23 protein-coding genes are annotated in these 24314 nt (G+C 66.9%); 12 read left to right on the forward strand and 11 right to left on the reverse strand.

Annotated features, from left to right (window positions below):
• Positions 1-91 precede the first annotated feature (91 nt).
• Together AC6EUH_RS04295 and AC6EUH_RS04300 are read left to right on the forward strand one after the other, a co-directional pair.
• On the forward strand, positions 92-874 hold the full coding sequence (locus tag AC6EUH_RS04295) for a hypothetical protein (RefSeq protein ID WP_499737902.1): 783 nt from the start codon (positions 92-94) through the stop codon (positions 872-874).
• Between the two features lie 25 nt (positions 875-899).
• Positions 900-1688, forward strand: a complete 789-nt coding sequence (locus AC6EUH_RS04300) for an SDR family NAD(P)-dependent oxidoreductase (RefSeq protein WP_056428110.1) — start codon at positions 900-902, stop codon at positions 1686-1688.
• An 8-nt stretch (positions 1689-1696) separates the two neighbouring features.
• On the opposite strand, the gene AC6EUH_RS04305 is transcribed toward AC6EUH_RS04300, so the two are convergent.
• On the reverse strand, positions 1697-3187 hold the full coding sequence (locus AC6EUH_RS04305; protein ID WP_499737903.1) for a helix-turn-helix domain-containing protein: 1491 nt from the start codon (positions 3185-3187) through the stop codon (positions 1697-1699).
• A gap of 121 nt (positions 3188-3308) precedes the next feature.
• Here AC6EUH_RS04305 and pxpA point away from each other — a divergent pair, with 121 nt between their 5' ends.
• The 6 genes from pxpA to AC6EUH_RS04335 all read left to right on the forward strand — a co-directional run bounded on the left by pxpA (position 3309) and on the right by AC6EUH_RS04335 (position 9019).
• Positions 3309-4088: a 5-oxoprolinase subunit PxpA gene (gene pxpA / locus AC6EUH_RS04310; RefSeq protein WP_082492627.1), complete on the forward strand. Its 780-nt coding sequence runs from the start codon at positions 3309-3311 to the stop codon at positions 4086-4088.
• 50 nt (positions 4089-4138) lie between these two features.
• A complete protein-coding gene (locus AC6EUH_RS04315) occupies positions 4139-4384 on the forward strand; it encodes an acetyl-CoA carboxylase (protein WP_056428100.1) in 246 nt (81 codons plus the stop codon).
• On the forward strand, positions 4381-5736 hold the full coding sequence (locus AC6EUH_RS04320; protein ID WP_056428097.1) for an acetyl-CoA carboxylase biotin carboxylase subunit: 1356 nt from the start codon (positions 4381-4383) through the stop codon (positions 5734-5736). The genes AC6EUH_RS04315 and AC6EUH_RS04320 overlap by 4 nt, the downstream gene beginning before the upstream one ends.
• Positions 5733-6644, forward strand: a complete 912-nt coding sequence (locus tag AC6EUH_RS04325; RefSeq protein WP_056428094.1) for a 5-oxoprolinase subunit B family protein — start codon at positions 5733-5735, stop codon at positions 6642-6644. The genes AC6EUH_RS04320 and AC6EUH_RS04325 overlap by 4 nt, the downstream gene beginning before the upstream one ends.
• Positions 6634-7593, forward strand: coding sequence for a 5-oxoprolinase subunit C family protein (locus tag AC6EUH_RS04330; RefSeq protein ID WP_056428091.1), 960 nt, complete (start codon positions 6634-6636; stop codon positions 7591-7593). The genes AC6EUH_RS04325 and AC6EUH_RS04330 overlap by 11 nt, the downstream gene beginning before the upstream one ends.
• A gap of 94 nt (positions 7594-7687) precedes the next feature.
• Complete coding sequence (locus AC6EUH_RS04335) at positions 7688-9019, forward strand: purine-cytosine permease family protein (protein ID WP_056428090.1); 1332 nt, start codon at positions 7688-7690, stop codon at positions 9017-9019.
• A gap of 94 nt (positions 9020-9113) precedes the next feature.
• Here AC6EUH_RS04335 and AC6EUH_RS04340 read toward each other — a convergent pair whose 3' ends face one another.
• Positions 9114-10157 carry an FUSC family protein gene (locus tag AC6EUH_RS04340; RefSeq protein WP_056428089.1) on the reverse strand — a complete coding sequence of 348 codons (1044 nt, stop codon included), beginning with the start codon at positions 10155-10157 and terminating at the stop codon, positions 9114-9116.
• Between the two features lie 205 nt (positions 10158-10362).
• Entirely contained in the window at positions 10363-11967 is a 1605-nt protein-coding gene (locus AC6EUH_RS04345) for an MFS transporter (RefSeq protein WP_056428088.1), read from the reverse strand.
• A gap of 411 nt (positions 11968-12378) precedes the next feature.
• On the opposite strand from AC6EUH_RS04345, the gene AC6EUH_RS04350 reads away from it, so the two are divergent.
• Both AC6EUH_RS04350 and AC6EUH_RS04355 read left to right on the forward strand, forming a co-directional pair.
• On the forward strand, positions 12379-12612 hold the full coding sequence (locus tag AC6EUH_RS04350) for a hypothetical protein (protein ID WP_056428085.1): 234 nt from the start codon (positions 12379-12381) through the stop codon (positions 12610-12612).
• Between the two features lie 96 nt (positions 12613-12708).
• Positions 12709-12966: a hypothetical protein gene (locus tag AC6EUH_RS04355; protein ID WP_056428082.1), complete on the forward strand. Its 258-nt coding sequence runs from the start codon at positions 12709-12711 to the stop codon at positions 12964-12966.
• A 104-nt stretch (positions 12967-13070) separates the two neighbouring features.
• Here the strand turns inward: AC6EUH_RS04355 and AC6EUH_RS04360 are convergent, their stop codons facing one another.
• A complete protein-coding gene (locus AC6EUH_RS04360) occupies positions 13071-15551 on the reverse strand; it encodes an ATP-dependent DNA ligase (protein WP_499737976.1) in 2481 nt (826 codons plus the stop codon).
• A gap of 97 nt (positions 15552-15648) precedes the next feature.
• Between AC6EUH_RS04360 and ku the strand changes: the two genes are divergently transcribed.
• The gene (gene ku, locus AC6EUH_RS04365; protein ID WP_056428079.1) at positions 15649-16689 is read left to right on the forward strand and encodes a non-homologous end joining protein Ku; all 1041 of its coding nucleotides are present in this window, start codon (positions 15649-15651) and stop codon (positions 16687-16689) included.
• A 32-nt stretch (positions 16690-16721) separates the two neighbouring features.
• Here ku and AC6EUH_RS04370 read toward each other — a convergent pair whose 3' ends face one another.
• The 7 genes from AC6EUH_RS04370 to AC6EUH_RS04400 form a co-directional block, all read right to left on the reverse strand.
• Entirely contained in the window at positions 16722-17009 is a 288-nt protein-coding gene (locus tag AC6EUH_RS04370; RefSeq protein ID WP_056428077.1) for a DUF7218 family protein, read from the reverse strand.
• 2 nt (positions 17010-17011) lie between these two features.
• On the reverse strand, positions 17012-17512 hold the full coding sequence (locus AC6EUH_RS04375; protein ID WP_499737904.1) for an SRPBCC family protein: 501 nt from the start codon (positions 17510-17512) through the stop codon (positions 17012-17014).
• 223 nt (positions 17513-17735) lie between these two features.
• A complete protein-coding gene (locus AC6EUH_RS04380; protein ID WP_056428072.1) occupies positions 17736-18014 on the reverse strand; it encodes an HPr family phosphocarrier protein in 279 nt (92 codons plus the stop codon).
• Between the two features lie 57 nt (positions 18015-18071).
• Entirely contained in the window at positions 18072-20132 is a 2061-nt protein-coding gene (locus tag AC6EUH_RS04385; protein ID WP_499737905.1) for a PTS fructose transporter subunit IIABC, read from the reverse strand.
• Between the two features lie 2 nt (positions 20133-20134).
• Positions 20135-21121 carry a 1-phosphofructokinase family hexose kinase gene (locus AC6EUH_RS04390; RefSeq protein ID WP_056428066.1) on the reverse strand — a complete coding sequence of 329 codons (987 nt, stop codon included), beginning with the start codon at positions 21119-21121 and terminating at the stop codon, positions 20135-20137.
• A complete protein-coding gene (locus tag AC6EUH_RS04395; protein ID WP_499737906.1) occupies positions 21118-21921 on the reverse strand; it encodes a DeoR/GlpR family DNA-binding transcription regulator in 804 nt (267 codons plus the stop codon). The genes AC6EUH_RS04390 and AC6EUH_RS04395 overlap by 4 nt, the downstream gene beginning before the upstream one ends.
• 475 nt (positions 21922-22396) lie before the next feature.
• A complete protein-coding gene (locus AC6EUH_RS04400; protein WP_056428060.1) occupies positions 22397-22660 on the reverse strand; it encodes a DUF6458 family protein in 264 nt (87 codons plus the stop codon).
• 433 nt (positions 22661-23093) lie between these two features.
• Between AC6EUH_RS04400 and AC6EUH_RS04405 the strand changes: the two genes are divergently transcribed.
• The gene (locus tag AC6EUH_RS04405) at positions 23094-24314 is read left to right on the forward strand and encodes a beta-ketoacyl-[acyl-carrier-protein] synthase family protein (protein WP_056428058.1); all 1221 of its coding nucleotides are present in this window, start codon (positions 23094-23096) and stop codon (positions 24312-24314) included.

Genomic DNA, 24314 nt, shown 5'->3' on the forward strand with positions numbered 1-24314 from the left:
GCCGCTCTGCTTGTGACCGGAGCAACAACGCCGTAAAGTTCTAGCAGAGTTATGCAGTTGGCTCTTGGACGTGTCCCTTTTGGAGAACCCCGTGAACCATAAACTGCGTGTGCTTGTCCGTGTGGATGTCGATCCCGGACACGTGACCCTCGAGGTCACCGGCTGCCTCACCCAATCAGATTTCCCCGCACTGCTGCACATTATTCGGCGGGCGGGCCGGCTCGGTGCAGGTTCCAACGTCATCATTGACCTTCATGGCTCGTCCCACCTCGACCCGGAAATCCTCCTGCAGCTGAGGTCCATCGCCGACGCCAGCGCGGCTGCGCCGGGAACCGGCGACGGGACTGCTGCCGGACAAGTGCCCTTCCGCATCACGTTGGCGGAACCTGCGGACCTGCCGATCTGCCTGATGCACGTGGGATCCGACGGCGAGGTCCTCGCCGGCCTCGAGGGCGAGCTCGCCGCGGTCCCGCTGCCCGACGCCGCCGCTGAGTCCCTGACCGTCGGCGTCGCGGGCGTTTCCCCGGGATTCCCCGCGGGTACTCCGGCCGGCCTTCCCGCTGGCGGGACGCTGAATCCAGGACTGGACGAGGCCTGCAGCCCCATCCCTGACGAGCTCAACACCATCAACGGCCTGGCGCTCTCCGAATACTTCGAAGGGACCCTGGATCCCGCCGCCACCGTCCGGGCACTCTCCGACGTGGCACTGGGCCAACTGGCCGATGCCCTCTATCGGCACCTGGACACCAGCAGCCCGTCTTTCGGTGCGCATACCTGGTACGAGCTGGCCACCGAAGAGCTGCAGAACCGGCACCTGGGCGACGGAAACGGTCCCGCGGAGGGCGAACTGGCCGCCGGTCCGGCCCTGGCCTGAGACCGGCTCGTATTAGGCTGTCGCCATGACTGCACCTGCACCCGTCCCGGCACCGGCTGGCACCACCGCCCTGATCACCGGAGCAACCGCCGGAATCGGCGCGGAATTCGCCCGCCAGCTTGCCGACCACGGGCACAACCTGGTGCTGGTGGCCCGCGACGCCGCCCGGCTGCAAACCAAGGCGGAGGAGCTGGAGAAACGGTATGGCATCAGTACCGAGGTGATCTCCGCTGATTTGACGGACGACGCCGGGGTGGCCGCCGTCGTCGCCCGCCTCACGGATCCGGCGCGCCCAGTGGAAATCCTGGTCAACAATGCGGGGACCGGCCTGCTGCGTTCTTTCGAGGAGAACGACATCGCGGAGGAAACCCGGCACCTCAAGCTGCACGTCGAGACCGCCATGCAACTGACTCACGCCGCGCTGCAGGGCATGCTCAGCCGGCATTCCGGCCGGATCATCAACGTCGCCAGCGTGGCAGCGTTCCTTCCCCGGGGAAGCTATTCGGCGGCAAAAGCGTGGCTTGTCAGCTTCAGCCGCTGGGCCAACCTGGCCTACGCCAAACGGGGCGTGACCGTGACAGCGGTCTGCCCCGGCTTCACCCATACCGAGTTCCACGACCGGATGGGCATGGACAAGACGGTAACCCCGCGCTGGATGTGGCTGCAGGCCGAACAGGTGGTGCGTGAGGGCCTCGCTGACAACGAAAGGGGCAAGGCCGTCTCCGTCCCGACCAGGCGCTACAAGGTGCTGACCGCGGCCGCCCGGATCCTCCCGGACCGGCTCGTGGCCGGACCGCCCCGCCGCCCTAAGTAGCACCGGTGTCAGGGCTCGTCGTCGGTGATCCGGACGGCCAGCATGCACGTTGTCAGCCCGTCCAGGGTGTCCAGGCGGACGTTGAGCAGCCGCGACATCAGCGCCAGCCGCTTGCTCAGCGTGTTCCGGTGGATGTACAGCGCCTGGCAGACCCTGGATGGCTGGGCATCATGGTCTAGGTAGGCGCGCAGGGTCGGCATCAGCCGGCCGTTGTTGGCCTGGTCATAGGTGCGCAGCGGTGCGAGCAGATTTTCCGCTGCGGCGTGGGCGCCGCTGCCGGCGGTGGCCAGCACCAGGGACTCGATGCTCATCGGGGCGGCCATGGCGGGACCCGTGACCTGGCGGACCAGCCGTTGCGCATGGGCGAGGCCGAGCCGCAGCTCATCCACGCTGCCCAAGGGACCCTTGATAACGAGGGACAGCCCGGGCACCACCTGCCGGAGAGAGTCCAGCAGCCGGGCTGGAATGGCGTCCCAGTCCGCGGCGGTGTCCGTCCGGGCCTGCGCGAGGGCGTAGAACGAGCCCCGATACGTGAAGACGTGGGCGTTGTTCAGGTGCTCCTGTACGGCCAGCCGGATGCGCCAGGCATGCGGCAGTTGAGCCTTGTCCGGCTCGGCCACCACCAGGAAGGTGGGGGCGTGCGGGTCCAGGCCGGTGGCGCGGAAGGTCCGGGTCAGCTCCTTCAGGGCCACACCCTGCCAGTCCTCCAACTGTTGCATCAGCCGTTCCAGCTTGGCCTGGTGCGGGGCGCTGACTTTGAACGCACTATTGAGGTGCATGGCGAGGATGGATGACGCCGGTCCGATGAGGGTGGCGAGCGGTTCCCCGGTGGTCCCGCCCCGGACCACCAGCTGAAAATGCTCCGTGCCGCCGGTGGGCAGCGCGAAGCTGGCCCCGGAGGTTCCCCGCGCATCAAGACGGAGGTCTTCCGCCGTCCAGCGTGAGCTGGCGGGCCACCAGCTGATCAGGGCGCCGGTGGTGTCAAAGACGGCACACTGGCCCTCTGCCGCGGCGGCCACTTCCGCCAGCACGGCCCGGAGCGATCCGCCGGACCGCGCGGCTCTGGCACACAGGTCGGCCAGCTCCCACGATTGACGGGTCAGGGCAAACCGCTCGGCTTCGAGGACACTTGTGACGAAGCGCTGCAGCTGCAGGGCGGGAACAACACTGGGAACCTCCAACAGGGGAATCGCGTGGGTCCTCGCAGCCTCCACCAGCGGCGAGGGTATCAGCCTGTGCGCAACTCCCGTGACGAAGGCGATGGCGCAAACAGGGACGCCTGCCAGCCGTTCGACGTAGGCGTCCCACGTCCGTTGGTCGAAGAAATTGAAACCGATCCCGTGGGTGATCAGCAGGCAGTTGGCGCCCAGGAACGGGGTGGGGTCAAGGAACTCCGCCGGGGCCGTGTAGCTGATGGACGTCGCCAGGCGCTTCGCCGTGGACGGCGTATGCAACCTGAGTTGCAGCGAGTCCTCCGCCAGCAGATCCGAGACTCTCATGACGCCTTCCCCGGGCCCCGTTGCCCTCCGAACGGTGGTGTGCAGACTGCACACCTGCTGCCAAAGATAGTGGACATTTGCCCACTATGTAAGGGATGGGGCAGTCCCTAATGTTGAACGCATGAACAATGTTAATGTGGGCAATGTCACAGCCGCTGCTGAACGAAATAGCGGCGGGGAAAATAGCATCGAGATCAATTCGGACATGGGCGAAGCGTTCGGGCTGCACAGCTTCGGAAATGATCTGGCGCTGATGGAAATCATCGATGTGGCCAACGTGGCCTGTGGTTTCCACGCCGGCGACCCGGACACCATGGAAGAAACCGTGGCCGCAGCCAAAGAGCACGGCGTGCGGATCGGCGCGCACCCGGGCCTGCCGGACCTGACCGGATTCGGCCGCCGGGAAATGAAACTGACCCCGGCCGAAGTTGAGTCCATCATCCTTTACCAGACGGGCGCACTGGTGGGCTTCCTGAAGAAAGCCGGACTGGAACTCAACCACATCAAACCCCATGGCTCCCTCTACGGGATGCTCTCACGGGATCCCGAACTGATGCGGTCCGCAGCGAAGGTCGCCGCGCTGTACGGAGTTCCGATGTTCGGGCTCGCCGGAACGGCGCACGAAAGCGTCTGCGCGGAAATGGGAGTGCCGTTCGTTGGCGAACTCTACGTGGACCTGAACTACAACCCCGCGGGCCACTTGATCATCCAGCGCCGGCCCGAGGCCACGGACCCCGCCAAGGCTGCTGAGCGCGTCCGTAGGGTCCTCGACGACGGGCTCGTGGAAACCTCGGACGGCTCAACCGTCCACATCGACTTCACCAGCATCTGCGTCCACTCCGATGCCGCCAATTCCCCGGCCGTGGCCGAGGCCGTGCGGGCGGCCCTGGGCGGACGGTAGCCAATGACCTGTCATGTACTGCCCCTAACACCTCAACTGAAAGGCACACCATGTCACACCAAGTCACCTCGCCGCTTCCCGGAGTTTTCTACCGCAAGCCCGGCCCCGACAAGGACCCCTATGTGCAGGAAGGCGACCACGTCGAGGCGGGCCAGACGATCGGCGTCGTCGAAATCATGAAGCAGTTCAGCGAGGTCAAGACCGAAGTGTCCGGGAACCTGGTCAAGTTTGAGGTGTCGGATTCAGGCACCGTCAATCCGGGCGACGTGATCGCAGTAATAGAGGAAAAACAATGAAGAAACTGCTCATCGCCAACAGGGGTGAGATCGCAGTACGGATTATCCGCACCGCCCGCGAACTGGGGATCCACACGGTGGTGGTGGCCAGCGAGCCCGACGTCGACGGGCTGGCGGCGCGCCTTGCGGACGAATACGCGGTCATTGGCCCAGCCCCCGCCAGCCAAAGCTATCTGGACCACGGCGCCGTCCTCAAAGCGGCCGCCGACTTCGGCTGCGACGCCGTGCACCCCGGCTACGGGTTCCTGTCCGAAAACGCCGCCTTTGCCCGTGCGGTCATTGACGCGGGACTCATCTGGGTGGGCCCGTCCCCGGAAGCCATCGAGCTGATGGGGGACAAAGCACGGGCCAGGCAGGCGGCCGAGGATGCGGGCGTTCCCACCCTGCGCGGAACGCACGGAGAAGCCCCCACCGGCGACGCCCTGCTGGAGATCGCTGCCGAGATCGGTTTCCCCCTGGTGGTCAAGGCGGCCGCTGGCGGCGGCGGGCGCGGAATCCGGCTCGTGACGCGGGCGGAGGACCTGGCCTCGACGGTGGAGGTGGCCCAGGCCGAAGCGGCGGCCGCGTTTGGCAGCGCCGCCGTCTACCTGGAAAAGTTCGTGGAACGCGCCCGCCACGTTGAGGTGCAGGTGCTGGGCGACGGCACTAACGTGGTCCATCTCGGGGACAGGGACTGCTCCATGCAGCGGCGGCAGCAGAAAATCCTGGAGGAAGCGCCCGCCCCTGACCTGCCGGACGCCGTCCGCCGGCACATGCTGGAGTCCTCGGTGGAGCTCGCCCGGCAGTGCCACTACAAGGGCCTCGGAACGGTCGAATTCCTGTACGACGCAGTCAACCACGAGGTCTCCTTCATCGAGATGAACACCCGTCTCCAGGTGGAGCATCCCGTCACCGAAATGGTCACGGGCCTTGACCTGGTCCGGGAACAGCTGCTGATAGCTTCCGGGGAGCCGCTGCGGATGCGCCAGGAAGACGTTGTTTTCCGCGGGCATGCCTTCGAATTCCGGCTCAACGCCGAAGATCCGTCCAAGGGATTCATGCCCAGTCCGGGCCTGCTGGAACGCCTGGACTGGCCGGGCGGTCCCGGGGTCCGTATCGACTCCGGGTTCGTCGCCGGGTCCTCGGTCATGCCCTTCTACGACTCGCTGCTGGCGAAGATTATCGTCTGGGACGAAACCCGGGACGAGGCAATCGGCCGGTCCATCCGCGCCCTCGACGAAATCACCATCGAGGGTGTGTCAACAACCATTCCGCTGCTGAGCGCCGTGCTGCACCGGCCGGAACTGAAGTCCGTGGAGCACCACACCAAGTTCATCGAAACCTGCCCGGAGATCCTGGGGGACCTGTCATGAGCGATACCCTGGGCGCAGGCTCACTCAAAGGGACGGCGCGCTACACCTGGGGCGGCGACGAGTTCCTGTTCGTTGAAATCTCGGAGGCGATGAGCCTGGCCGCGAACTTCAAATCCAACTCGATGGCCACCAGGCTCGGCGACCGGGCGCTGGCTGGTGTCACGGAAATCTGCCCCGCCAACGCGTCCCTGCTGGTCCGTTTCGACCCCGATGTGCTGGACGCCGCAGAGCTGGAAGCAACCATGCGCGAGATCGAAGTGGAGGTGGACAACACCGCCCACCCGGTGCTGAACACGCGGCTGATCGAGGTTCCGGTCTGGTACGACGATCCGTACACGCGGGAAACCGGTGCCCGCTTCCGCAGCGGTCACCAGCGGCCCGAGGGGACCGACCTGGACTTTGCGGCCGAGGTCAACAACCTCTCCGGCGCCGCCGAGTTCATCAGGCGCCATCACAGCAGCCCGTGGCTGGTTTCCATGGTCGGGTTTGTCGCCGGCCTGCCGTTTATGTTCCAGATGGTGCCGCGTGAGCAGCAGTTGGAGGTACCGAAGTACCTCAGCCCGCGCACGGACACACCTCCCCTCACAGTCGGTCATGGCGGCTGCTTCGCGTGCATCTACTCCGTCCGCGGCGCCGGCGGCTACCAGATGTTCGGCATCGCGGCTGCCCCGATCTTCGACCCCGCGCAGTCCTTGGCCGACTTCAAGGACTTTATGGTCTTCTTCAAGCCGGGCGACATCGTCAAGTTTCGGCCGGTCGATGAGGACGAATACAAGAGCATCAAGGACCAGGTGGAGGCAGGCACCTTCGTCTACAAGCAGGTGCCGGTCACCTTTGACCTGGCTGAGGCCCTCGATGATCCCGAGAGCTACAACACGAAGCTATTGGAGAACCTCAATGACTCTTGAGATCTTGGAACCCGGCCTGTCGACGACGGTCCAGGACCGGGGACGATTCGGCCACTACAACGTGGGGATTCCGCAGGGCGGGTCCATGGACCAGCTCTCCGCGGAAATCGTGAATGCCCTGGTGGGCAACAGCGCTGAGGAAGCGGTGCTGGAATGCACGTATCTGGGCCCGAAATTCCGCACCTCCGCCCCCGCGGTCGTTGCCGTGGGAGGTGCCCCGGTGGAGGTTAAAGTCAACGGGGCCACCGTCTCGCAATGGGAAGCCATCGAACTCGCCGCAGGGGACGAAGTTTCCTTCGGCTTCCTCCAAGGCGGTACACGCTATTACGTGGCCGTCCGCGGCGGCATCGATGTGCCCCTTGTCCTGGGCAGCCGCTCCACCTACGCCCTCGGCGCCCTCGGCGGCTATAAAGGGCGCAAGCTCGCCGCGGGCGACGAGGTCCCGGTCGGCGATACCGCATCCGGGGAGGTCCTCGCCGGAATCGCCCCCGAGCTGCGCCCGGCATTTCCGGGCGAAACGGAGATCAGGGTTCTTCTGGGCCTCTACGACCACCGGCTCACCGACTCCGGTCTCGCAACCCTGCTGGATTCGACCTGGACGCTCACCCCGGTGGCCGACCGGACCGGCCTGCGGTACAGCGGGCCGGCCGTCGAATGGAAGGCCCGGGAGCAGCCTTTCGGCGCTGGTTCCGATCCTTCGAACATTGTCGACGCCGGATATGCGGTGGGTTCCATCCAGATCCCCGGAGGCAAGGAACCCATCGTCCTGCACCGCGACGCAGTGTCCGGGGGAGGCTATGCCATGGTCGCAACCGTCATCAGCGCGGACATGGACCAGCTTGCCCGCAGCGCACCCGGCACCAAGACCCGGTTCGTAGCCGTGACCATGGAGGAGGCCGTCGCGGCCCGTGCGGAAGGAAAAGCCCTCCGCCGTTCCATCTGGGGGTAGCCAACGCCCCGCAGTCCCGTGGCTCCCGCCACCAGTTCCATAAATGCATCACTACAACACCAGAGGTGTCGCCTTGTCGTACTCAAATCTAGTAATGCCCGCGGATCAGCGGGTCGGCAAATGGTCGCTGACAATGGCCTGGTGGGCCCTGTTTTCGGCCATGTTCTGGATCTACGTGGCCGTCGCCTCGGCAGGTGCCGTGGGGGTGCCGAACACCATCATCGGCATGGTCCTCACTATCGCCACCTACGGGCTCATCAACCTGGTGCTCTCGCGCTACGCCGCCCGGACCGGACTGACCGTGAGTGTCTTCTCCCGCACCCTGTTCGGGCTGCTGGGCTCGGCGCTTGCGTCACTGATCTTCGCAGCGACGGCCATCTACTACGCCGTCTTTGAAGGTTCCATCATCGCCGTCGCTTTCCACGAGTACTTTGGCGGCGACATCCTGATCTGGTACGCCGCGGTGGTGATCTATGCCATTCCCCTGGCGGTCGGTGGCGTCCAGCACTGGCTGGACCGGCTCAACGGCTTCCTGCTCCCGTTCTATTTCGCGGGGCTCGTTGCCGTGGTGATCGCCGCGACGGTGCTCCAAGGAGTCCCCACCAACTGGATCGGCGAGGCCGCGGCCAGCTCCGCGCTGCCCGGCTGGCTGACGTCCTATCTGATCTACATGGGGGTGTACATCATGATGATGTACACCTTTGACTACGCCCGGATGGGCAAGCGCGAGGACCGGAGGTTCCTGGGCAGCGTCACCTTCGGCTGGGTGTTCTATGCCTTCACCTTCGGCCTGAACGGCCTCGTCGGCATCTACATCATGAGTGCCTGGGGACTCGAGGCCTCGGAGACGGGTGTGGTCACGGCCTTCATTTCGTCGCTGGGAATCTGGGGCGTGCTGGTCATCTTCATCTCGCAGACCCGCATCAACACGGCCAACTACTTCCTCGCGTCGACAAACCTCTCGGCCTTCGCCCACCGGGCGTTCGGCCTGAACCTGCCACGGTATGTCTGGGTGATCGTCTCCGGCATCCTGGCGTACCTGCTGATGCTCACGGATGTGCTGAGCTACCTGCTGAAGGCGCTCGCCTGGCAGGGAGTCTTTGTCACGGCCTGGGTTGCGATCGCACTGACGTACATCGCCATCAACTGGAAAGAGGAGCGGTACCTTCCGGAAGTCCGGCCGGGGCGGCTGAAGCCAGTGACAGCCGGAGCCATCGCATGGGTGATCGCCTCCGCCGCCGGCATCCTGCTGACCGAGCAGACAGCGCTGCCCGTGGTCTCGCAGCTCACCCCGCTGATCACCATGGCACTCGCAGGCGGCTTGTACTACGCCGCGTACAAGCTCTCCCCGCCTCCGGTCATGGACGGGCAAAAGGACCTGACGCCGGAGGAGCACGCCGAGCTCCTGGCCGCCGAACCGCAATAGCCGGCCCGCCCGCTGCGGCCGCTGCGGCCGCTCCCGCCGGGTTCCGCGGAAGGGGGAGCGGCCGTGCGGCCTGCCGCTCCGGCGGCAGGGGCCGTCACCGCCGTCGGCGGATCAGCACGACGACGAGTATGCCCGTCAGGGCGCCCAGCAGGGTTTCGGCGGCGCGCTCGGTCACCAGAATGTAGGGGTCGGACGGTGCGGCCAGCTGTGTGATCAGCAGGATCACGGGAGTGAAGGACACCATAGCCAGCCCGTAGTGCCTGGTCATGAAGAGTTCCGTGGTGAATTGCAGTCCTATCACCAAGAGGGCCAGGACGGCGGCCTCGTGCCCGGGGAAAGAACGGAGGGGGGAGAAGTCCCACGGGAACAACACCACAGCAACCACCACAAGGCCCGCCAGGGTGCCAACAATCCGGTGCAGGCCGCGGTGCACACTGCTTGGCATATCCGCCCCCGCCAAGGGGACGGCGGCGGCCGCCATGGCCCAGTGCGGGTGCCCGCTTCCGCTCAGGACTCCGACGGAGCCGGCCGCGCCGACGGCGGTAAGGTACCGGCCGGCATGGATCCAGGCTGACCGGCGCCTGGCCCCGCGCAGGGCAGGGACATCACGTTCCGCGCCGCGTTCCCACGCCCTGCCCCGCACCCAGCCGCCGAACCCCACGACCATGGACCAGGCGGCCGACAGGGCGCCGATCAGGACCGCCGTGTGCCAGTGCACCGTTGTGGGAACGGAGGCGCAGGCGCCGAGTGCCAAAATCCCGAAGAACGGGCCGGCGGGCTTCAGCGCGACCTTGTCCGCGAAGAGGGAACCCGCTGCTGCCAGCAAGGTTTCGGTGACGACGAGCACCCAGGAATGGAGCTGGTCTATTGAAAGGAAGACACCGACTGCCAGCCCGCCGACGAGCAGGAAGGCCGCCTGGCCCTGGTGCGTGAGGCGCAGTTGATGCGGCTCGTTCCGACCGTACATGCCGGTCAGGGCACCGAACACCGCATAGATCATCAGCTCCGGGCGGCCCGCGGCGAGGAGTGCGAGGGACGGGACGGCGACTCCGACGGCAACGCGCGCTGCCGAGGCGTGGTCCCTGTTGGCCGGTGCCAGGCTGTGAAGCGTGCGGAAATGCGCGCCGAGGGATTGCATGGTGCCTCCAATTTTTCAGGCTGGGACCGGACGGGACAGGTGCAGGGCCTGCAACCGGACACGCCTAAGGCCTGCCTTGTGTGGTTCCCCCAACGGGTAATCACACAAGGCAGGCCTCAACGGGCGGGACTTTGCTACAGAGCCTGGGTTAGCCGGCCGGGCTCAGGATGAACCGGACCGGGCTGCCAGAAGGGCAAGCTCAGGCTTAGACAGGAACCTTTTCGGTGTCCCGCGGTGCCGTCGGATCAGCACCCGTACCGGCGGTTGTGGTGAAGGGCATGTCCATCTCCACGAGGTCGATCAGCGGGTTCTCGTCCTGGTTCGCAACGATTTCCTTGGCCTCGGCCTGCGTGTCCACGCTGGGCATGGAACCCGGCAGCGGGCGCTGGGCCGATTCCTTCAGGAAGTAAATCGCGACTGCACCGATCGCCGAGGTGGCCATCAGGTAGTAGGCGGGCATCATGTCATCGCCGGTGGCGCCGATGAGGGCGGCAACGATGAAGGGCGTGGTGCCGCCGAAGATGGCTACGGAGAAGTTGTACGCGATGCCCATGGCGCCGTAACGGCTCGCCGTCGGGAACTGCGCCGGCAGGGCCGAGGCCAGGTTCGCCACGTAGAACGTCACCGGGAAAGCGATCAGGCCCAGGCCCAGGAGGGTGGACCAGATTTCTCCGACGCCGATCAGCATAAACGCCGGGGCGGCCAGGACCACGGTGCTGAGCGCACCGATCCACAGCACGGGGCGGCGGCCAATCCGGTCGGACAGCTTCCCCGTGAGCGGAATGCAGAGGCTCATGATGACCAGCACGGGGATGGTCAGCAGGGTGCCGTGCACCGGATCGTAGCCCTTGGACTCGGTGAGGTACGTCGGCATGTAGGACGTCAGGGCATAGCCTGCGGTGTTCGCGGCTGCCACCAGGATCATGGCGACGATCAGTGAACGCCAGTAGGCCTTCACGATGCCCACCGGGCCCTTGGATGCGGCAGCGTCAGAGGCAGCAGCGTCCTTGGCGACGTTTTCCTGGGCGTCCAGGGTGGCCTGGAACTGGGGGGATTCCTCGATCTTGTTACGGAAGTAGATCGCGATCAGGCCCAGCGGGCCGGCGATCAGGAACGGGATCCGCCAGCCCCACTCCTCCATGGTGCTCTGGCCGAGGGTCAGCTGCAGTCCGGAAACCAGTGCGGCGCCGAGGGCGAAGCCGAGGTAGCTGCCCATGTCCAGGAAGCTGGCGAAGAAGCCGCGGCGCTTGTCCGGGGAGTATTCGCTTACGAAGGTTGTGGCACCGGCGTACTCGCCGCCGGTGGAGAATCCCTGCACGAGCTTGAGCAGCACCAGCAGGGCCGCAGCCCACATGCCGATCTGCGCGTAGCCGGGCAGCAGGCCGACGGCGAAAGTACTGGCAGCCATCAGCATCAGGGTCCAGGCGAGGACCTTCTGGCGGCCCACCTTGTCGCCGAGCCAGCCGAAGATGACTCCGCCGAGGGGGCGGGCAATGAAGGTGGCGGCAAACGTTCCCAGCAGGAACAGCGTCTGAACGCTCTTGTCCGCCTCAGGCAGGAACACCGGTCCCATGGTGGTGATCAGGTAGCCGAACACGCCGACGTCGTACCACTCCATGGTGTTACCCACGATGGTGCCGCCGAGTGCCTTCTTGAGCATCGGCTTGTTGACGACGTTGACGTCGGACTCTTTGAGCCGACGCCGCGTACGCAGCTTAGGTTTCTTCGCACCCGAGGGTGCGGCTTGGTTGGTTCCGCTGGCGTTCAAAACGCCTGCTGAAGAGTCGGTCGTGCTTCGGTCTTTGGGCATTTGGGCCGCTCCTATGGAGGTCATTTGCTTGCGACTTGTAGCTGCCCCGCTCTGGGCAGGCTTTCAATTTTACGTGATTTCTATGGTGTTTCCGAGTTTCGTGCCGTATCATCCGGTGTTTCGACCCCGATCAGGGGTGAAATGGCGGATATCTTTTCCGCCATTTCGCCGCGCCAATGCTGGGAAACCCCGGCCTCCAGCGTGGCCGCCGCAAAATTTTTCCCCGCGGCGCGGCCTCGAGCCGGTTTTCCGGCCCAAATCAGGCTTCCCGGGACGGGGCCGTCCCACTCCCGGCTGACCCTCCGAGACCTCGCTGCACCGCGAAAAAGGGGGTACCCACGGGATCAGGAATGCGCTTAGGGTTGAAGTCAGCGCAGCACTGATCACCAAGCCGCACAAGGAGAACAGTCCATGACTGGCAAAGAGACCGAGAAGAGCACCAACAGCGGGGCCGAAGGGGACGGCACGTCCCAGCCCAAGGAGGGGCAGGGGAAAGGCATCAAGTCGCGCCTCACCGACGCCCAGAAGGAGATGCTCGCCAGCAAGTCGCGGGGCGGCGCCGGCTCACAAAGTGTTGGCCACAGCCACAAGCCCACGCACGTCAGCGGCAAGCAGGGTCCGACGGAAAAGAAAGTCCGCTGGTAGCCCTACAGACAACGCAAGGCCGCCGACCTACGATTGTTGGACACTTCATTTCACAGCTTATTTCGACGGCGTAATTCGACAGCGGAAGGAAGAGCAATGGCGGAACACCAGTTCGGAGACGACATCAATCCCGAGGTTGCCAGTCATCTGGCGGAGTCCATGGATGAGGCGCCCGGCCCGGAAACCAAACGCCCCGCCCCGCCTTCCGCAGCCGGGGGGCAGCAGTGGCCGGACGGCAACGGCAAACACCGCCACCCCAAGGAACACGACGTCAAGCACGGCCGGCTGGCTCAGGGGGCCGCGGTGAACGCGGTTCACCGGATCACCCCGCCGGACACCCCGCACTCCTCCTGACCGCCGCCCGCGGTCACGGGTCGGCGCTACAGGCCGGCGGCATTAATCCGGTCGGCATCAGCCCGGGTCAACCCGCAACGGTTGGCCCGGGCTTTTCGCTGCCCTCAGCCGTCCTCCACCACCACGTCCCCCGGCTCCTTATCCAGCCGCCATCCGCGCCAGACCGGATGCCGGAGCTTGCCGCTGCCGGTCCATTCCCCGTAGGTGACCTCGCCGACCAGTCTGGGGCTCACCCAGTGAGCGTCCGAGGCGTCGGCTGCCGGCACGTCGCTGAACGGCGAGGTCTTCCGCGGCAGCGCATCGAGCTGCTGGCGCAGTTCCAGTAGCTCGCGGGCACTGAAGCCACTGCCCACCCGTCCCACGTAGCGCAGCCTGGATCCGTCCGGGATCCCCAGCAGGAGAGAGCCCACGGACTGCCCGCGCTCGCCCTTGCCCGGCCGCCAGCCGCCGACCACCACCTCCTGGGTGCGCTCGAACTTGAGCTTGAGCCAGGACCTGCTGCGCTGCCCGACGTAGCGGCCGTCCGTGCGCTTGGCCATCACGCCCTCGAGCCCCAGCTCCTCGGCACTTTCCAGGATGTGCCGGATATCGCCGTCGATCAGCCCGGAGAGTTCCACCGGGCAGTCGGAGGGGGTGAAAAACGCTTCCAGCCCGGTCCGGCGCTTGCTGAGCGGGAGACGGCGGAGGTCCTTGCCATGCTCGGCGAGAAGGTCGAACAGCATCAGCCGCACCGGCGTCGACGCCCGCGCCTTCGCGACGTCGGCGGCCCTCGTAAGCTTCATCCGCCCCTGCAGCAGCCCGAAGTCGGGACGCCCCGACGGGCCGACGGCGATGATCTCGCCGTCGGCGATGAAATCCTGCTCCGGCCAGCAGGTGCGGTCCGTCAGCTCCGGATACGCGGCGGACATGTCGTTGCCGTTGCGGCTGATCAGTCGGATGGACTTCGCGTCCCCGACGATCAGGGCCCGCACCCCGTCCCACTTGAGCTCAAACTGCCAGTCCTTGTCCGGGAGGTCGGAAATGCTCCCGGCGCTGGCCAGCATCGGCTTGAAGTCCTCAGGAACCAGGGTGGCGGGCTGGCCACCGGCCGGCGCTGTGGCGGCATCCGCTTCATCGTCCTGCGGCGGGGCGGTCCGCCCCGCCTTCGAGTCCTTCGCGGCGAGGGGGTCCATCAGATGGATGAGCCACTGGTCGTCGCCCCGGCCGGTGTGGATCAGGGCGAACCTGCGGGCGCCGCCCAGCCCGCCGTCGTCCTGTCCGGTGAGGGTGGCAATCACTTCCTTGCCCGCCATCCACTTCTCGCACTCGTAGTACCCGTGGTCCCAGATGCTGATGGTCCCGGCGCCGTATTGGCCCTTGGGGATGGTGCCTTCGAAGTCGGCGTAGTCCATCGGGTGGTCCTCGGTCTGGACCGCGAGGTGGTTCTTCGTCTTGGACGTGGGGACACCCTTGGGCAGCGCCCAGGACACCAGCACGCCGTCGCGCTCCAACCGGAAATCGTAGTGCAGCCGGCTGGCGTGGTGTTCCTGGATAACGAACTTCTCCCGCAGCGTGCCGTCGCCGGGTTCCGCTCCTTCCGCGCCTGCACGGTGGCGCTCGGCCGTGAACGGCTCCGGGGTGGACGCCGCGTCCCGCTTGGCGCGGTACGTCTCCAGCCGCGGATCGGTGTCACCGCCGTCGCCGGTTGCCGCCGCGGCGCCGGGGCCGTCCCGCTGGGGACCCGGCTGGGCTCCCGGCCGCTTGCCGGAGATGACGGCGAAGGGATCTTTGCCGGACTTCACCCGCTGCAGGACCTCCTGGTAGTCGAGCTGGTGCAGGGACGGCGAGCTGAGTTCGCGCCAGGTCCGGGGTGCCGCCACCGTGGGCCGGAGCCGGCCCCGCAGGGAATAGGGCACGATAGTGGTCTTTGCGGCGCTGTTCTGGCTCCAGTCCACCAGGACCTTGCCGGTGCGCAGCGTCTTCTTCATGTCACTCACGGCAAGCTCCGGGTGGTCGGCCTCCAGTGAACGTGCCAGTTCGTGGGCGAACTCGGAGATCTGCTCCGAGCTCTGTGTGCCGTCGAGCGCGGCGTACAGGTGGATGCCCTTGCTCCCGCTGGTCACGGGTACGGGCTCCAGTCCCACGTCCTCCAGGATGGTGCGGGCGAGCTTCGCCACCTCAACACATTCGGCCAGCCCGGCCCCTTCGCCTGGATCCAGATCCAGCACCAGCCGGTCCGGAGGCATCTGGTTGCCGTGGGAATCCACGCGCCACTGAGGGACATGGATCTCGAGGGCCGCGATCTGGGCGAGCCAGGCCAGGGTGGCCGGATCATTGACCAGCGGGTACTGGATGGTGCGGTCCTTGTGGGTGATGGACGCCCGCGGCACCCACCCCGGCGTCGAATGGTCCAGGTTCTTCTGGAAGAACATCTCGCCAGGGGCATCGGCGGTCCCGACGCCGTGCACCCAGCGTTTCCGGGTGGCCGGGCGGTTCGCCGCAGCCGGAATCAGGACCGGCGCCACCGCGGCGTAATAGGCCAGGACGTCGGCCTTCGTGGTGCCCGTCTCCGGATACATGACCTTGTCCAGGTTGGTGATAACCATTTCGCGGCCGGCAACCCGGACACGCTCCCTGCCGCCGGCCGGCGTGGTTTCAGTCAAAGGTCTTCACCTGCCTGCAACTGTGATGTTCACTTGATCCATGAGAGCCATCTGGAAAGGCGCGATAGCGTTCGGGCTGGTCAACGTGCCCGTCAAGGTCTATAGCGCGACCGAAGACCACGACATCAGCCTCCACCAGGTCCACAATGCCGACGGCGGCCGGATCCGGTACCAGCGCCGCTGCGAGGTCTGCAGCAAGATCGTGGACTACGAGGACATCGACAAGGCCTACGAGGACGACGGGCGGACGGTGGTCCTCAGCCGCGAGGAGCTGAAGTCCATCCCGGCCGAGAACAGCCACGAGATTGACGTGGTGCAGTTCGTGCCGGCCGAGCAGCTGGACCCGATGACGTTCGAGAAGAGCTACTACCTTGAGCCCGACTCCAAGTCGCCCAAGGCCTATGTGCTGCTGCGGCGGGCGCTGGAGGACACCGACCGGGTGGCCATCGTCCAGTTCGCCTTGCGGGACAAGACCCGGCTGGGGGCCCTGCGGATCCGCGGAGACGTCCTGGTCCTGCAGTCGTTGCTCTGGGCCGATGAGGTACGGGAGGCCAGCTTCCCCGCGCTCGAAACCACCATCCGCATCTCCGCGCAGGAACGCGAGATGTCCGCGGCGCTGGTGGACTCGATGGCGGCGGACTTCGAGCCGGACCAGTTCACCGACGACTACCAGCTGCAGCTGCGCCAGCTCATCGAGGCGAAGCTGGAGAAGGGGGAGTCCCTGGACACCGAGGAGACCTTCGGCGTCGCGGCGGCCGAGGCCGGCAGTGGCGAGGTGATCGACCTGATGGAGGCGCTCAAGCGGAGCCTGGAGAAGAAACGCGGGGGAGGGGCAGTGTCCGGAGCGGACTCCGCCAAATCCACCGGGAAGCCCACCGCCGGATCCACTGCCAAATCCGCCGCCAGGCCCGCCGCGAAGTCGACGGCGGCCAAGGCCGCGCCCAAGTCGGCCTCCCGGGCCGCTCCCAAAGCCGGCACGAAAACCACCGCCAAAACCACCGCGAAAACCGGCGGCACGAAGGCATCCCCGAAGGCTGCCGCCGCGAAGACTGCCGATGGGGCCGCACGCAAGGAGGCCTGAGCGGGAGCCGGTCCGGCCGGCGGCCACCGGGATCAGGAGTTCCTGAGCGCGGAAATGAGCTCGCTTTTCTTCTTCGCCGAGTAGCCTTTGAGGCCGATCTCCTTGGCGCGCGCCTTCAACTGGGGGACGGTCCAGTCCTCGTAGTCACCGGCATTCCCGCCCTTGCGGCCCACGGCCGACCGGCCCTTCTTGGCGGCGGCGTTGGAGATGCGGGCGGCCTTCTGCTTCGACGCCCCGTCCTCCAGCAGCTCTTCGTAGAGTTCCGGATCCTTGATGCTGGGGCTCTCGGCGCCCCGCGGGCCGTTCTTTTTCGTGGGCACGGCTACCTCCCTGGCTGGATGTCGGGGCCGCCGGTGGTGTCTTCCACTTCGCCCCGGGCCACCGAGGACCGCCATTCGCCGGTTTCGATGCCGCGGGATTCGATGAACTCTTTGAAGCGGCCGAGGTCCGCGGTGACCTGGCGGCTGTCCGCACCGACGGCCGAGCCGGCCTTTTCCATGAGCCCCTCGGGCTCCCACTCCAGTTCCACGTTGACCCGGGCGCGCTCGGCACCGAGGGGTTCGAACGTCACGGTCCCGGCGTTGCGCGGCTTGTCCGTGCTGACCCAAGCGATTTTCCGGTCGGGCGTCTGCTCGGTGATCTGGGCGAAGTATTCGCGACGGACGCCGGCGATGTCGGTGCGGAACTGGAGGGAGGTCTCGTCGATCTGTTCGACGGCCGCGACCCCTTTCATGAACTCGGGAAAGGTTTCGAACTGGGTCCATTGGTTGTACGCGGTGGACACGGGAACGTCGACTTCGATGCTGTGCTGCACGGTTGCCACGGGGCGTCTCCTTCGGCCGGGAACTGGTCCTGCGGCAGCCCACGGGTGGTGGTGCCGTGGTTTCCAAACTAGCGGCGCGGCCGGGCCGTGACAAGCAGTTACTAAGTTTGCTGAGGAATTTCCCGGGAACCCCCGAGGGTGCCGGAACGCAGAAGCCCGGCCGCACCCTCTTCAGGGTTCGACCGGGCCTCGGAGCCGGTGGCAGCGTCGCCGGACGGTGACGCTATTCGGCGTCGTGGTCCGTTTCGAGGATCTGGACCAGACGCTCCAGGGCGGCGTCGGCGCCATCGCCCTCGGCGCGCAGCACCACAACTTCGCCGTGGGACGCGCCCAGGCTCATGAGGGACAGGATGCTTGCGGCATCCATGGCCTCGTCAACGGGTTCGCCCAGGCGGGCAATGGTGATTTCGAGATCGAACTCGCCTGCAGCCTCGGCAAAGATCGCGGCCGGTCGGGCGTGCAGCCCGACGCGGCTGGCAATGGTGGCGTTACGTTCGGTCATTGTTGCTCCTTGGTTTCAGCTTGGGGAATATCAGCCAGGAAGGTTTTTCTGGACGGCTCAGGCGGCTACGGGAACCTGTTCCACCGTATCAACCGGCTTCTTGACTGCGTAGCGCTTGAGCCCGATGATTGCGAAGGCCGTGACGACGGTTCCGGCTGCGATGGCGACAACGAACATCAGGAAGTTGTCGATCGCGAAGAAGACGAAGATTCCGCCGTGCGGGGCCTTCGATCCCACCCCGGCTGCCATGGAGATGGCGCCCGTCACGGCGCCGCCGAGCATGCTGGCGGGGATGACGCGGAGCGGGTCCGCGGCGGCGAACGGGATGGCGCCTTCGGAGATGAAGGACGCTCCCAGCAGCCAGGCCGCCTTGCCGTTTTCCTGCTCTGCCAGGCTGAAGAGCTTCTTGTTCAGCACGGTGGAGGCGAGTGCCATGGCCAGCGGCGGGACCATGCCGGCGGCCATGACGGCTGCCATGATCTGCCACGGGGCCTGGTTGGCGACAGAGGCGGCGCCGAGGCCGGCGACGGCGAAGGAGTAAGCAACCTTGTTGACCGGTCCGCCGAGGTCGAAGCACATCATCAGGCCCAGGATGACGCCGAGGGCGATGGCGCTGGCGCCGGTGAGGCCGGCAAGGAAGTTGTTGAGCCCGGCGGTGATCGAGGCAATGTAGGCGCCCAGGAAAACGAACAGAATGCCCGATGCCACGAACGATGCCACGAGCGGGATAATAACCACCGGCATCAGGCCGCGCAGCCAGCGGGCCACATTGAGCTTTCCGATCGCGTGTGCCACATAGCCGGCGATCAGGCCGCCCACAATGCCACCAATGAATCCGGCACCCATAAAGACGGCAACGGCGCCGGCGACGAAGCCCGGGGCAATGCCGGGCCGGTCAGCGAGGGCGTACGCGATGTAGCCGGACAGTGCAGGGACGAGGAAGCCCAGTGACAGGGCGCCGATCTTGAACATCACGGCACCCAGGTAGGCGCCCAGCGGGCCCCAGGCGAGTTCCGGGTATTCGGTCGGCAGATTGGTGAGGCTGTTCTCCGCCAGGATCTTGTCCGCGAAAGCGGTGATGTCATAACCGCCCAACAGGAAGCCGAGGGCGATCAGCAGGCCGCCGCCTGCCACGAACGGGATCATGTAGCTGACGCCCGTGAGCAGCGCCTTCTTCAGTCTGGTGCCGAAGTGCTCGCCCTTCTCCTCGGCCTCCTGCTGCGCCTGGTCCTCACCGAAGTGCGGGACGCGGCGGGCGTTGGGGTTGTCCGCAGCGGCGAGGGCCTCCTGAACCATCTTGTCCGGCTCGTCGATGCCACGCTTGACCGGCGCGTTGATGACCGGCTTGCCGGCGAAACGCTCCTTGCCGCGCACATCCACGTCCACGGCGAAGATCACGGCGTCGGCGGCGGCGATCACGGCGGGGTCCAGCGCCTTGGCGCCGGAGGACCCCTGCGTCTCCACCTGCAGGTCGACGCCGACTTCCTTTGCCGCGGCCACAAGCGAATCGGCGGCCATGTAGGTGTGGGCGATGCCGGTGGGGCACGCGGTGACGGCGACCAGGCGCTTGGGACGGGCCGCTTCGGAGGGGGCCGGTTCGCCGTTTGCGTCGGCGGTTGCGCCCGCAGTGACGCCGGTGGCGGCAGCTGCCGCCGGCGCCGCCGGCTTGTCCGCGAGGGCGCCTTCCACGAGCTCAACCACCTCGGCCTCGGAGCCGGCGGCGCGCAGGGCCGCGGTGAAGTCTTTTTTGATCAGGGAGCGGGCCAGCTTGGAGAGTAGCTTGAGGTGCTCCTGGTCCGCGCCTTCGGGGGCCGCGATGAAGAAGATCAGGTCCGCGGGACCGTCCTTGGCGCCAAAGTCCACCGGCTGGGAGAGCCGGGCCATTACGAGCGTCGGTTCGGTGACCGCCGTCGAGCGGCAATGCGGGATGGCGATGCCGCCCGGGACGCCGGTGGCGGTCTTGGATTCACGGGCGAAGGCGTCGGCGAAGAGGCCTTCAACTTCTGTGGCGCGGCCGTTGGCTGCAACTTTGCCTGCCAGGTGCCGGATCACGTCCTCGGGCGAGCTGCCCAGGTTCTGGTCGAGCTCGACCAGTTCGGTAGTAATGAGCTGAGTCACTGTCAATCCTTCCGGAGGGCCGTGATGGTTACGGCATCGGGGGTGGTTTGGTGGACTGCCGGGACTGTGGAGCCCGGCAGGGAAGCGGCGGCGGCACCGTGGGCCACGGCCTGACGGAGGCAATCGGCCGGGGCGGCGCCCTGGCCGGAGGCGAGCAGGTAGCCGGCCAGCGAGGAATCGCCGGCGCCTACCGTGCTCACCGCAGTGACCGGCGGATGCGTGGCCAGCCACGCGCCGTCGGCCGTCACAAGCACCGCACCCTTGGACCCGAGTGTTGCCAGCACGGCACCCACCCCGGAACGCACGACGGCGGCGGCGGCAACCGCGGCTGCCTCCGGATCCGCTTCGAGTTCCTCGGCGGACTTGTTGGTGGCGAATCCGGCTGCGGCGGCCAGTTCCACCAGTTCCTCGGCGTTGGGTTTAAGGAGATCCGGTTTCCCCAGCGCATCGCCGGAGATCGCGGCGGCGAGCGGTTCGCCGGAGGAATCGACGGCGATGAGGGGAGCCTCGTTGCCGTGATCCATGGAGCGCAGCCGCCGGGTGACGGTGGCGTAGAAGTCGGCCGGGACCCCGGGTGGGAGTGACCCGGCCAGGACAACCCAGCTGGCGCCGCGGGAGCGGTCCAGCAGCAGCCCGATCAGGGCTTCCTGCTGGTCTGCGCTGAGAACCGGGCCGGGTTCGTTGATTTTGGTGGTGACGCCGCCGGGCTCGGTGAGCGCCACGTTGCTGCGCAGAGGCTCGCCGATCGGGAGGGCGGCGAAGGGGACGTCGCCTGCCCGGAGCCCAGCGAGGACGGGGTCCGCTTCGGCTCCGGGGAGCACGGCGACTGTTGTCATGCCGGAGGCGACGAGGGCGCGGGAGACGTTGACTCCCTTGCCGCCGGATTCCTGCCGGACGGAGACGGCCCGCTGGACTTCGCCGCGGAGCAGGGGTCCGGGCAACGCCACGGTGCGGTCCAGGCTCGGGTTGGCGGTCAGGGTGACGATCATGCGACCACCACCTCCACTCCGGCGTCCGCGAGGGCGTCGGCCAGGTCCGGGCTGGGTTTCGTGTCAGTGATCAAGGTGTCCAGATCTTTCAACGAGGCGAACTGGACCAGGGTTTCGGCGTCCAGCTTGGAGGAATCAGCCAACACCACTATGCGGCGTGCTGATTGGACGAAGGCAGCCTTGACAGCGGCTTCTTCAGGATCGGGAGTGCTCAGCCCGAAGGCTGCGTGGATGCCGTTGGTGCCAATGAAGGCGATGTCCGGGCGGATCCGGCGGGCGGCTTCGACGGTGGACTGGCCAACGGCGGCCTGGGTCAGTCCGCGGACCTTCCCGCCCAGCAGATGCAGGGCGATGCCGGGTTCGGCGGACAGCCTGGCCGCGATGGGCAGGGAGTGGGTGATGACCACGAGCTCCGGGACGGGGCCCGAGATCGCGGTGGTTGCTGCCGTCCGGGCGGCCAGGAGCTCCGCGAGGGACTCGGTGGTGGATCCGGCGTCGATCAGGACGCTGCCGGTGCCGTCCTGCGGGATGAGCGCCAGGGCGGCCTCGGCGATCCGGATCTTTTCCGGCTGCCGCTGGTCGGTCCGGACCAGGATGCTCTCCTCGTTTGTGCTGAAGCGGTCCGGGGACACCGCGCCGCCGTGGACCCGGCGCACACTGCCGGCGGCTTCGAGGGCGGCGAGATCCCGGCGGACCGTCTCGGTGGTGATGCTGAAGCGCTCGGCGAGGTCCGTGACGCTGGCGCGGCCACTGGCAGTGATGAGCCCAACAATCAACTGTTGGCGTTCCTCGGCGAACACTGGCTCTCCCTTGTGTCAGTACTGCGGGCCTTCCTGCCACTTCCGTGATAGCCATCACATGCGGTGGAGTTGATTGACTTTATCTTTGAATCTGTTGGTTTGTCAATGGAAAACAACATGAACGCAGAAAAGTCACCCTGGCCCCCGGGGGACATGTCCGGTCTTCGCGCCGGAGAGTGGACATGTGGGGACTATGTCCAGCCGGGGTCTGAATCGCGGGGCATGTCCGCATCGGGTGTTCACGGGCTCCCGGGGGGACATGCCCACTCTTCGCGCCGGGGAGTGGGCAGGTGGGGGTTATGTTCACCCGTGGCAGCAGGCGTGGGGCATGTCCATCCTCGTGGGTTTGCGGGCTCGGGGGACATGTCCAGTCTTCGCGCCGGGGAGGGGGCAAACGGCAGACGCCGGGCCAGACCTCCTGGAGGTCCGGCCCGGCGTCGGGATTGTTCGTTGGGCTCACTGCGGCCCGCCGGGACTAGATGCCGGCGTCGCGGCTCTCGTTCCGGGTGATGGTTTCGCCGGTGTTGGGGTCCACGACGGAGCGGGTTTCGCTCACCCGGCGGGTGCGGCTGCGTCCCGGGGAGGCCAGGACCAGGGATGCGATCAGCCCGATCACGCCCACCGCCATCAGGATGTAGCCCACCATGGTCTGGTCCACGTTGGGGATCAGTCCGGGGGCGATGGCCCAGGCCAGGATGGCGCCCAGGGCGATAAGGAAGATGGAGGAACCGATTCTCATGACTTGCTCCTTGTGTCCGGTGGGACGGATAGGCATTGCTAAGCATGCTGTCCACCGTCACGCTACAGCCCGGTGTGTGTAGTTTCAACGATTCGCGTTGCGCCACTCCGGCAGTTTCCGCACGTCAAAGTCTTTTCCGCGGCGGTTTTGGACAACCGCGGCGCGGATCCGGGGTGCGGTTGTCCGATTCCGTGGCGGATTCACAGTCGCGACACCGAGGCGGCCCCGGGCGCAGGATCCCCGTACTCTTAAAAGGTGCATCGCGGCAGCCCCGCGCCTGCCGTCCCCCCGCAAGCCGTCGCCACACGCCCTTCCCGCCCGCCACACGCCCCGCCCGCAAGCCGTCACTTCCCGCTCGCCACACGCCCCGCACACCCGCCGACCCTGCAGTCCCCGCGGGCCGCCCGAAGGGCCTCACAGAATGCCGGTACCCATGCCTGAAGTTTCTCCCAGAGTTGTTGTCACCGGACTCGGTGCGGTCACCCCTGTGGGCGGGACCGCGCCCGAGACCTGGGCCGCGCTGCTGGCCGGACGTTCCGGAATCGCGGCGCTGGAGGAGGACTGGGCGCAGGGCCTCCCCGTCCGCATGGCCGGCCGGGTGGGCGTTGACGTCGCTTCGCAGCTCACCACCCCCGAATACAAGAGGATGGACCGCTGCGGGCATCTGGCCCTGATCGCGGCCCGGGAAGCGTGGGCACAGGCCGGCCGTCCCGAGGCTGACCCGGAGCGGCTGGCTGTGGTGATCGGTTCCGGCTACGGCGGCCTGGACACCACCCTGGAGCAGGCCCGGACGCTGGATGCCAGCGGCCCGCGCAGGGTATCCCCGCATACCCTCACCCGGATCATGGTCAACGCGCCGGCGGCCTGGGTGTCCATGGAGGTAGGCGCCAAAGGCGGGGCCAGAACCCCGGTGAGCGCCTGCGCCTCCGGGGCCGAGGCCATCTCGCAGGCGGCCGACATGATCCGGGCGGGGGCGGCCGACGTCGTCATCGCCGGCGGCGTGGATTCCTGCATCAACGGCCTGATCGTCAGCGGGTTCGCGCAGATCCGGGCGCTGTCCACCCGCAACGGGGACCCGCAGTCCGCGTCCCGGCCCTTCGACCGGGACCGGGACGGATTCGTGCTGGCCGAGGGGGCCGCGATCCTGGTCCTGGAGCGTGAAGACCACGCCCGGGCCCGCGGGGCCGACATCCTAGGCGTCGTGGCCGGGACCGCGGTGACATCCGACGCCGTCGACATCGTCGCTGCTGATCCCGCCATGCAGCGCCGGGTTATGGAAAAGGCGATCGCGGCGGCCGGACTTGGCGCCGGGGACATCGGCCTGGTCCACGCCCACGCGACGTCCACGCCCGTGGGTGACCGCCTGGAGGCGGAAGCCATCAATGCCGTATTGGGGAACCAGGTTCCCGTCACGTCGACCAAATCCCTCACCGGGCACCTCCTCGGCGGAGCCGGGGCGCTCGGCGCCATCGTGATGATCCAGGCCCTGAAGACCGGGGCGGTCCCGGGCACCAGCAACCTTGGCGAGCCCGACGCCGGGATCGACCTTAACCTCATCCGGGCCACAGTGTCGGGCCAGCCCGCGAAGGCGGGCATAGCCAACGCCTTCGGTTTCGGCGGGCACAGCACCGCGCTGGTGATCACCGAAAGCTAG

It is taken from the genome of Arthrobacter sp. 001422645, from assembly GCF_059816125.1.

Excerpts from the sequence above, each read along its gene's own strand:
- AC6EUH_RS04300 (WP_056428110.1), top strand. The coding sequence starts at position 900 with ATGACTGCACCTGCACCCGTCCCGGCACCGGCTGGCACCACCGCCCTG.
- AC6EUH_RS04305 (WP_499737903.1), bottom strand. The coding sequence starts at position 3,187 with ATGAGAGTCTCGGATCTGCTGGCGGAGGACTCGCTGCAACTCAGGTTG.
- pxpA (WP_082492627.1), top strand. The coding sequence starts at position 3,309 with ATGAACAATGTTAATGTGGGCAATGTCACAGCCGCTGCTGAACGAAAT.
- AC6EUH_RS04315 (WP_056428100.1), top strand. The coding sequence starts at position 4,139 with ATGTCACACCAAGTCACCTCGCCGCTTCCCGGAGTTTTCTACCGCAAG.
- AC6EUH_RS04320 (WP_056428097.1), top strand. The coding sequence starts at position 4,381 with ATGAAGAAACTGCTCATCGCCAACAGGGGTGAGATCGCAGTACGGATT.
- AC6EUH_RS04325 (WP_056428094.1), top strand. The coding sequence starts at position 5,733 with ATGAGCGATACCCTGGGCGCAGGCTCACTCAAAGGGACGGCGCGCTAC.
- AC6EUH_RS04330 (WP_056428091.1), top strand. The coding sequence starts at position 6,634 with ATGACTCTTGAGATCTTGGAACCCGGCCTGTCGACGACGGTCCAGGAC.
- AC6EUH_RS04335 (WP_056428090.1), top strand. The coding sequence starts at position 7,688 with ATGCCCGCGGATCAGCGGGTCGGCAAATGGTCGCTGACAATGGCCTGG.
- AC6EUH_RS04340 (WP_056428089.1), bottom strand. The coding sequence starts at position 10,157 with ATGCAATCCCTCGGCGCGCATTTCCGCACGCTTCACAGCCTGGCACCG.
- AC6EUH_RS04345 (WP_056428088.1), bottom strand. The coding sequence starts at position 11,967 with ATGCCCAAAGACCGAAGCACGACCGACTCTTCAGCAGGCGTTTTGAAC.
- AC6EUH_RS04350 (WP_056428085.1), top strand. The coding sequence starts at position 12,379 with ATGACTGGCAAAGAGACCGAGAAGAGCACCAACAGCGGGGCCGAAGGG.
- AC6EUH_RS04355 (WP_056428082.1), top strand. The coding sequence starts at position 12,709 with ATGGCGGAACACCAGTTCGGAGACGACATCAATCCCGAGGTTGCCAGT.
- AC6EUH_RS04360 (WP_499737976.1), bottom strand. The coding sequence starts at position 15,551 with ATGGTTATCACCAACCTGGACAAGGTCATGTATCCGGAGACGGGCACC.
- ku (WP_056428079.1), top strand. The coding sequence starts at position 15,649 with ATGAGAGCCATCTGGAAAGGCGCGATAGCGTTCGGGCTGGTCAACGTG.
- AC6EUH_RS04380 (WP_056428072.1), bottom strand. The coding sequence starts at position 18,014 with ATGACCGAACGTAACGCCACCATTGCCAGCCGCGTCGGGCTGCACGCC.
- AC6EUH_RS04390 (WP_056428066.1), bottom strand. The coding sequence starts at position 21,121 with ATGATCGTCACCCTGACCGCCAACCCGAGCCTGGACCGCACCGTGGCG.
- AC6EUH_RS04400 (WP_056428060.1), bottom strand. The coding sequence starts at position 22,660 with ATGAGAATCGGTTCCTCCATCTTCCTTATCGCCCTGGGCGCCATCCTG.
- AC6EUH_RS04405 (WP_056428058.1), top strand. The coding sequence starts at position 23,094 with ATGCCTGAAGTTTCTCCCAGAGTTGTTGTCACCGGACTCGGTGCGGTC.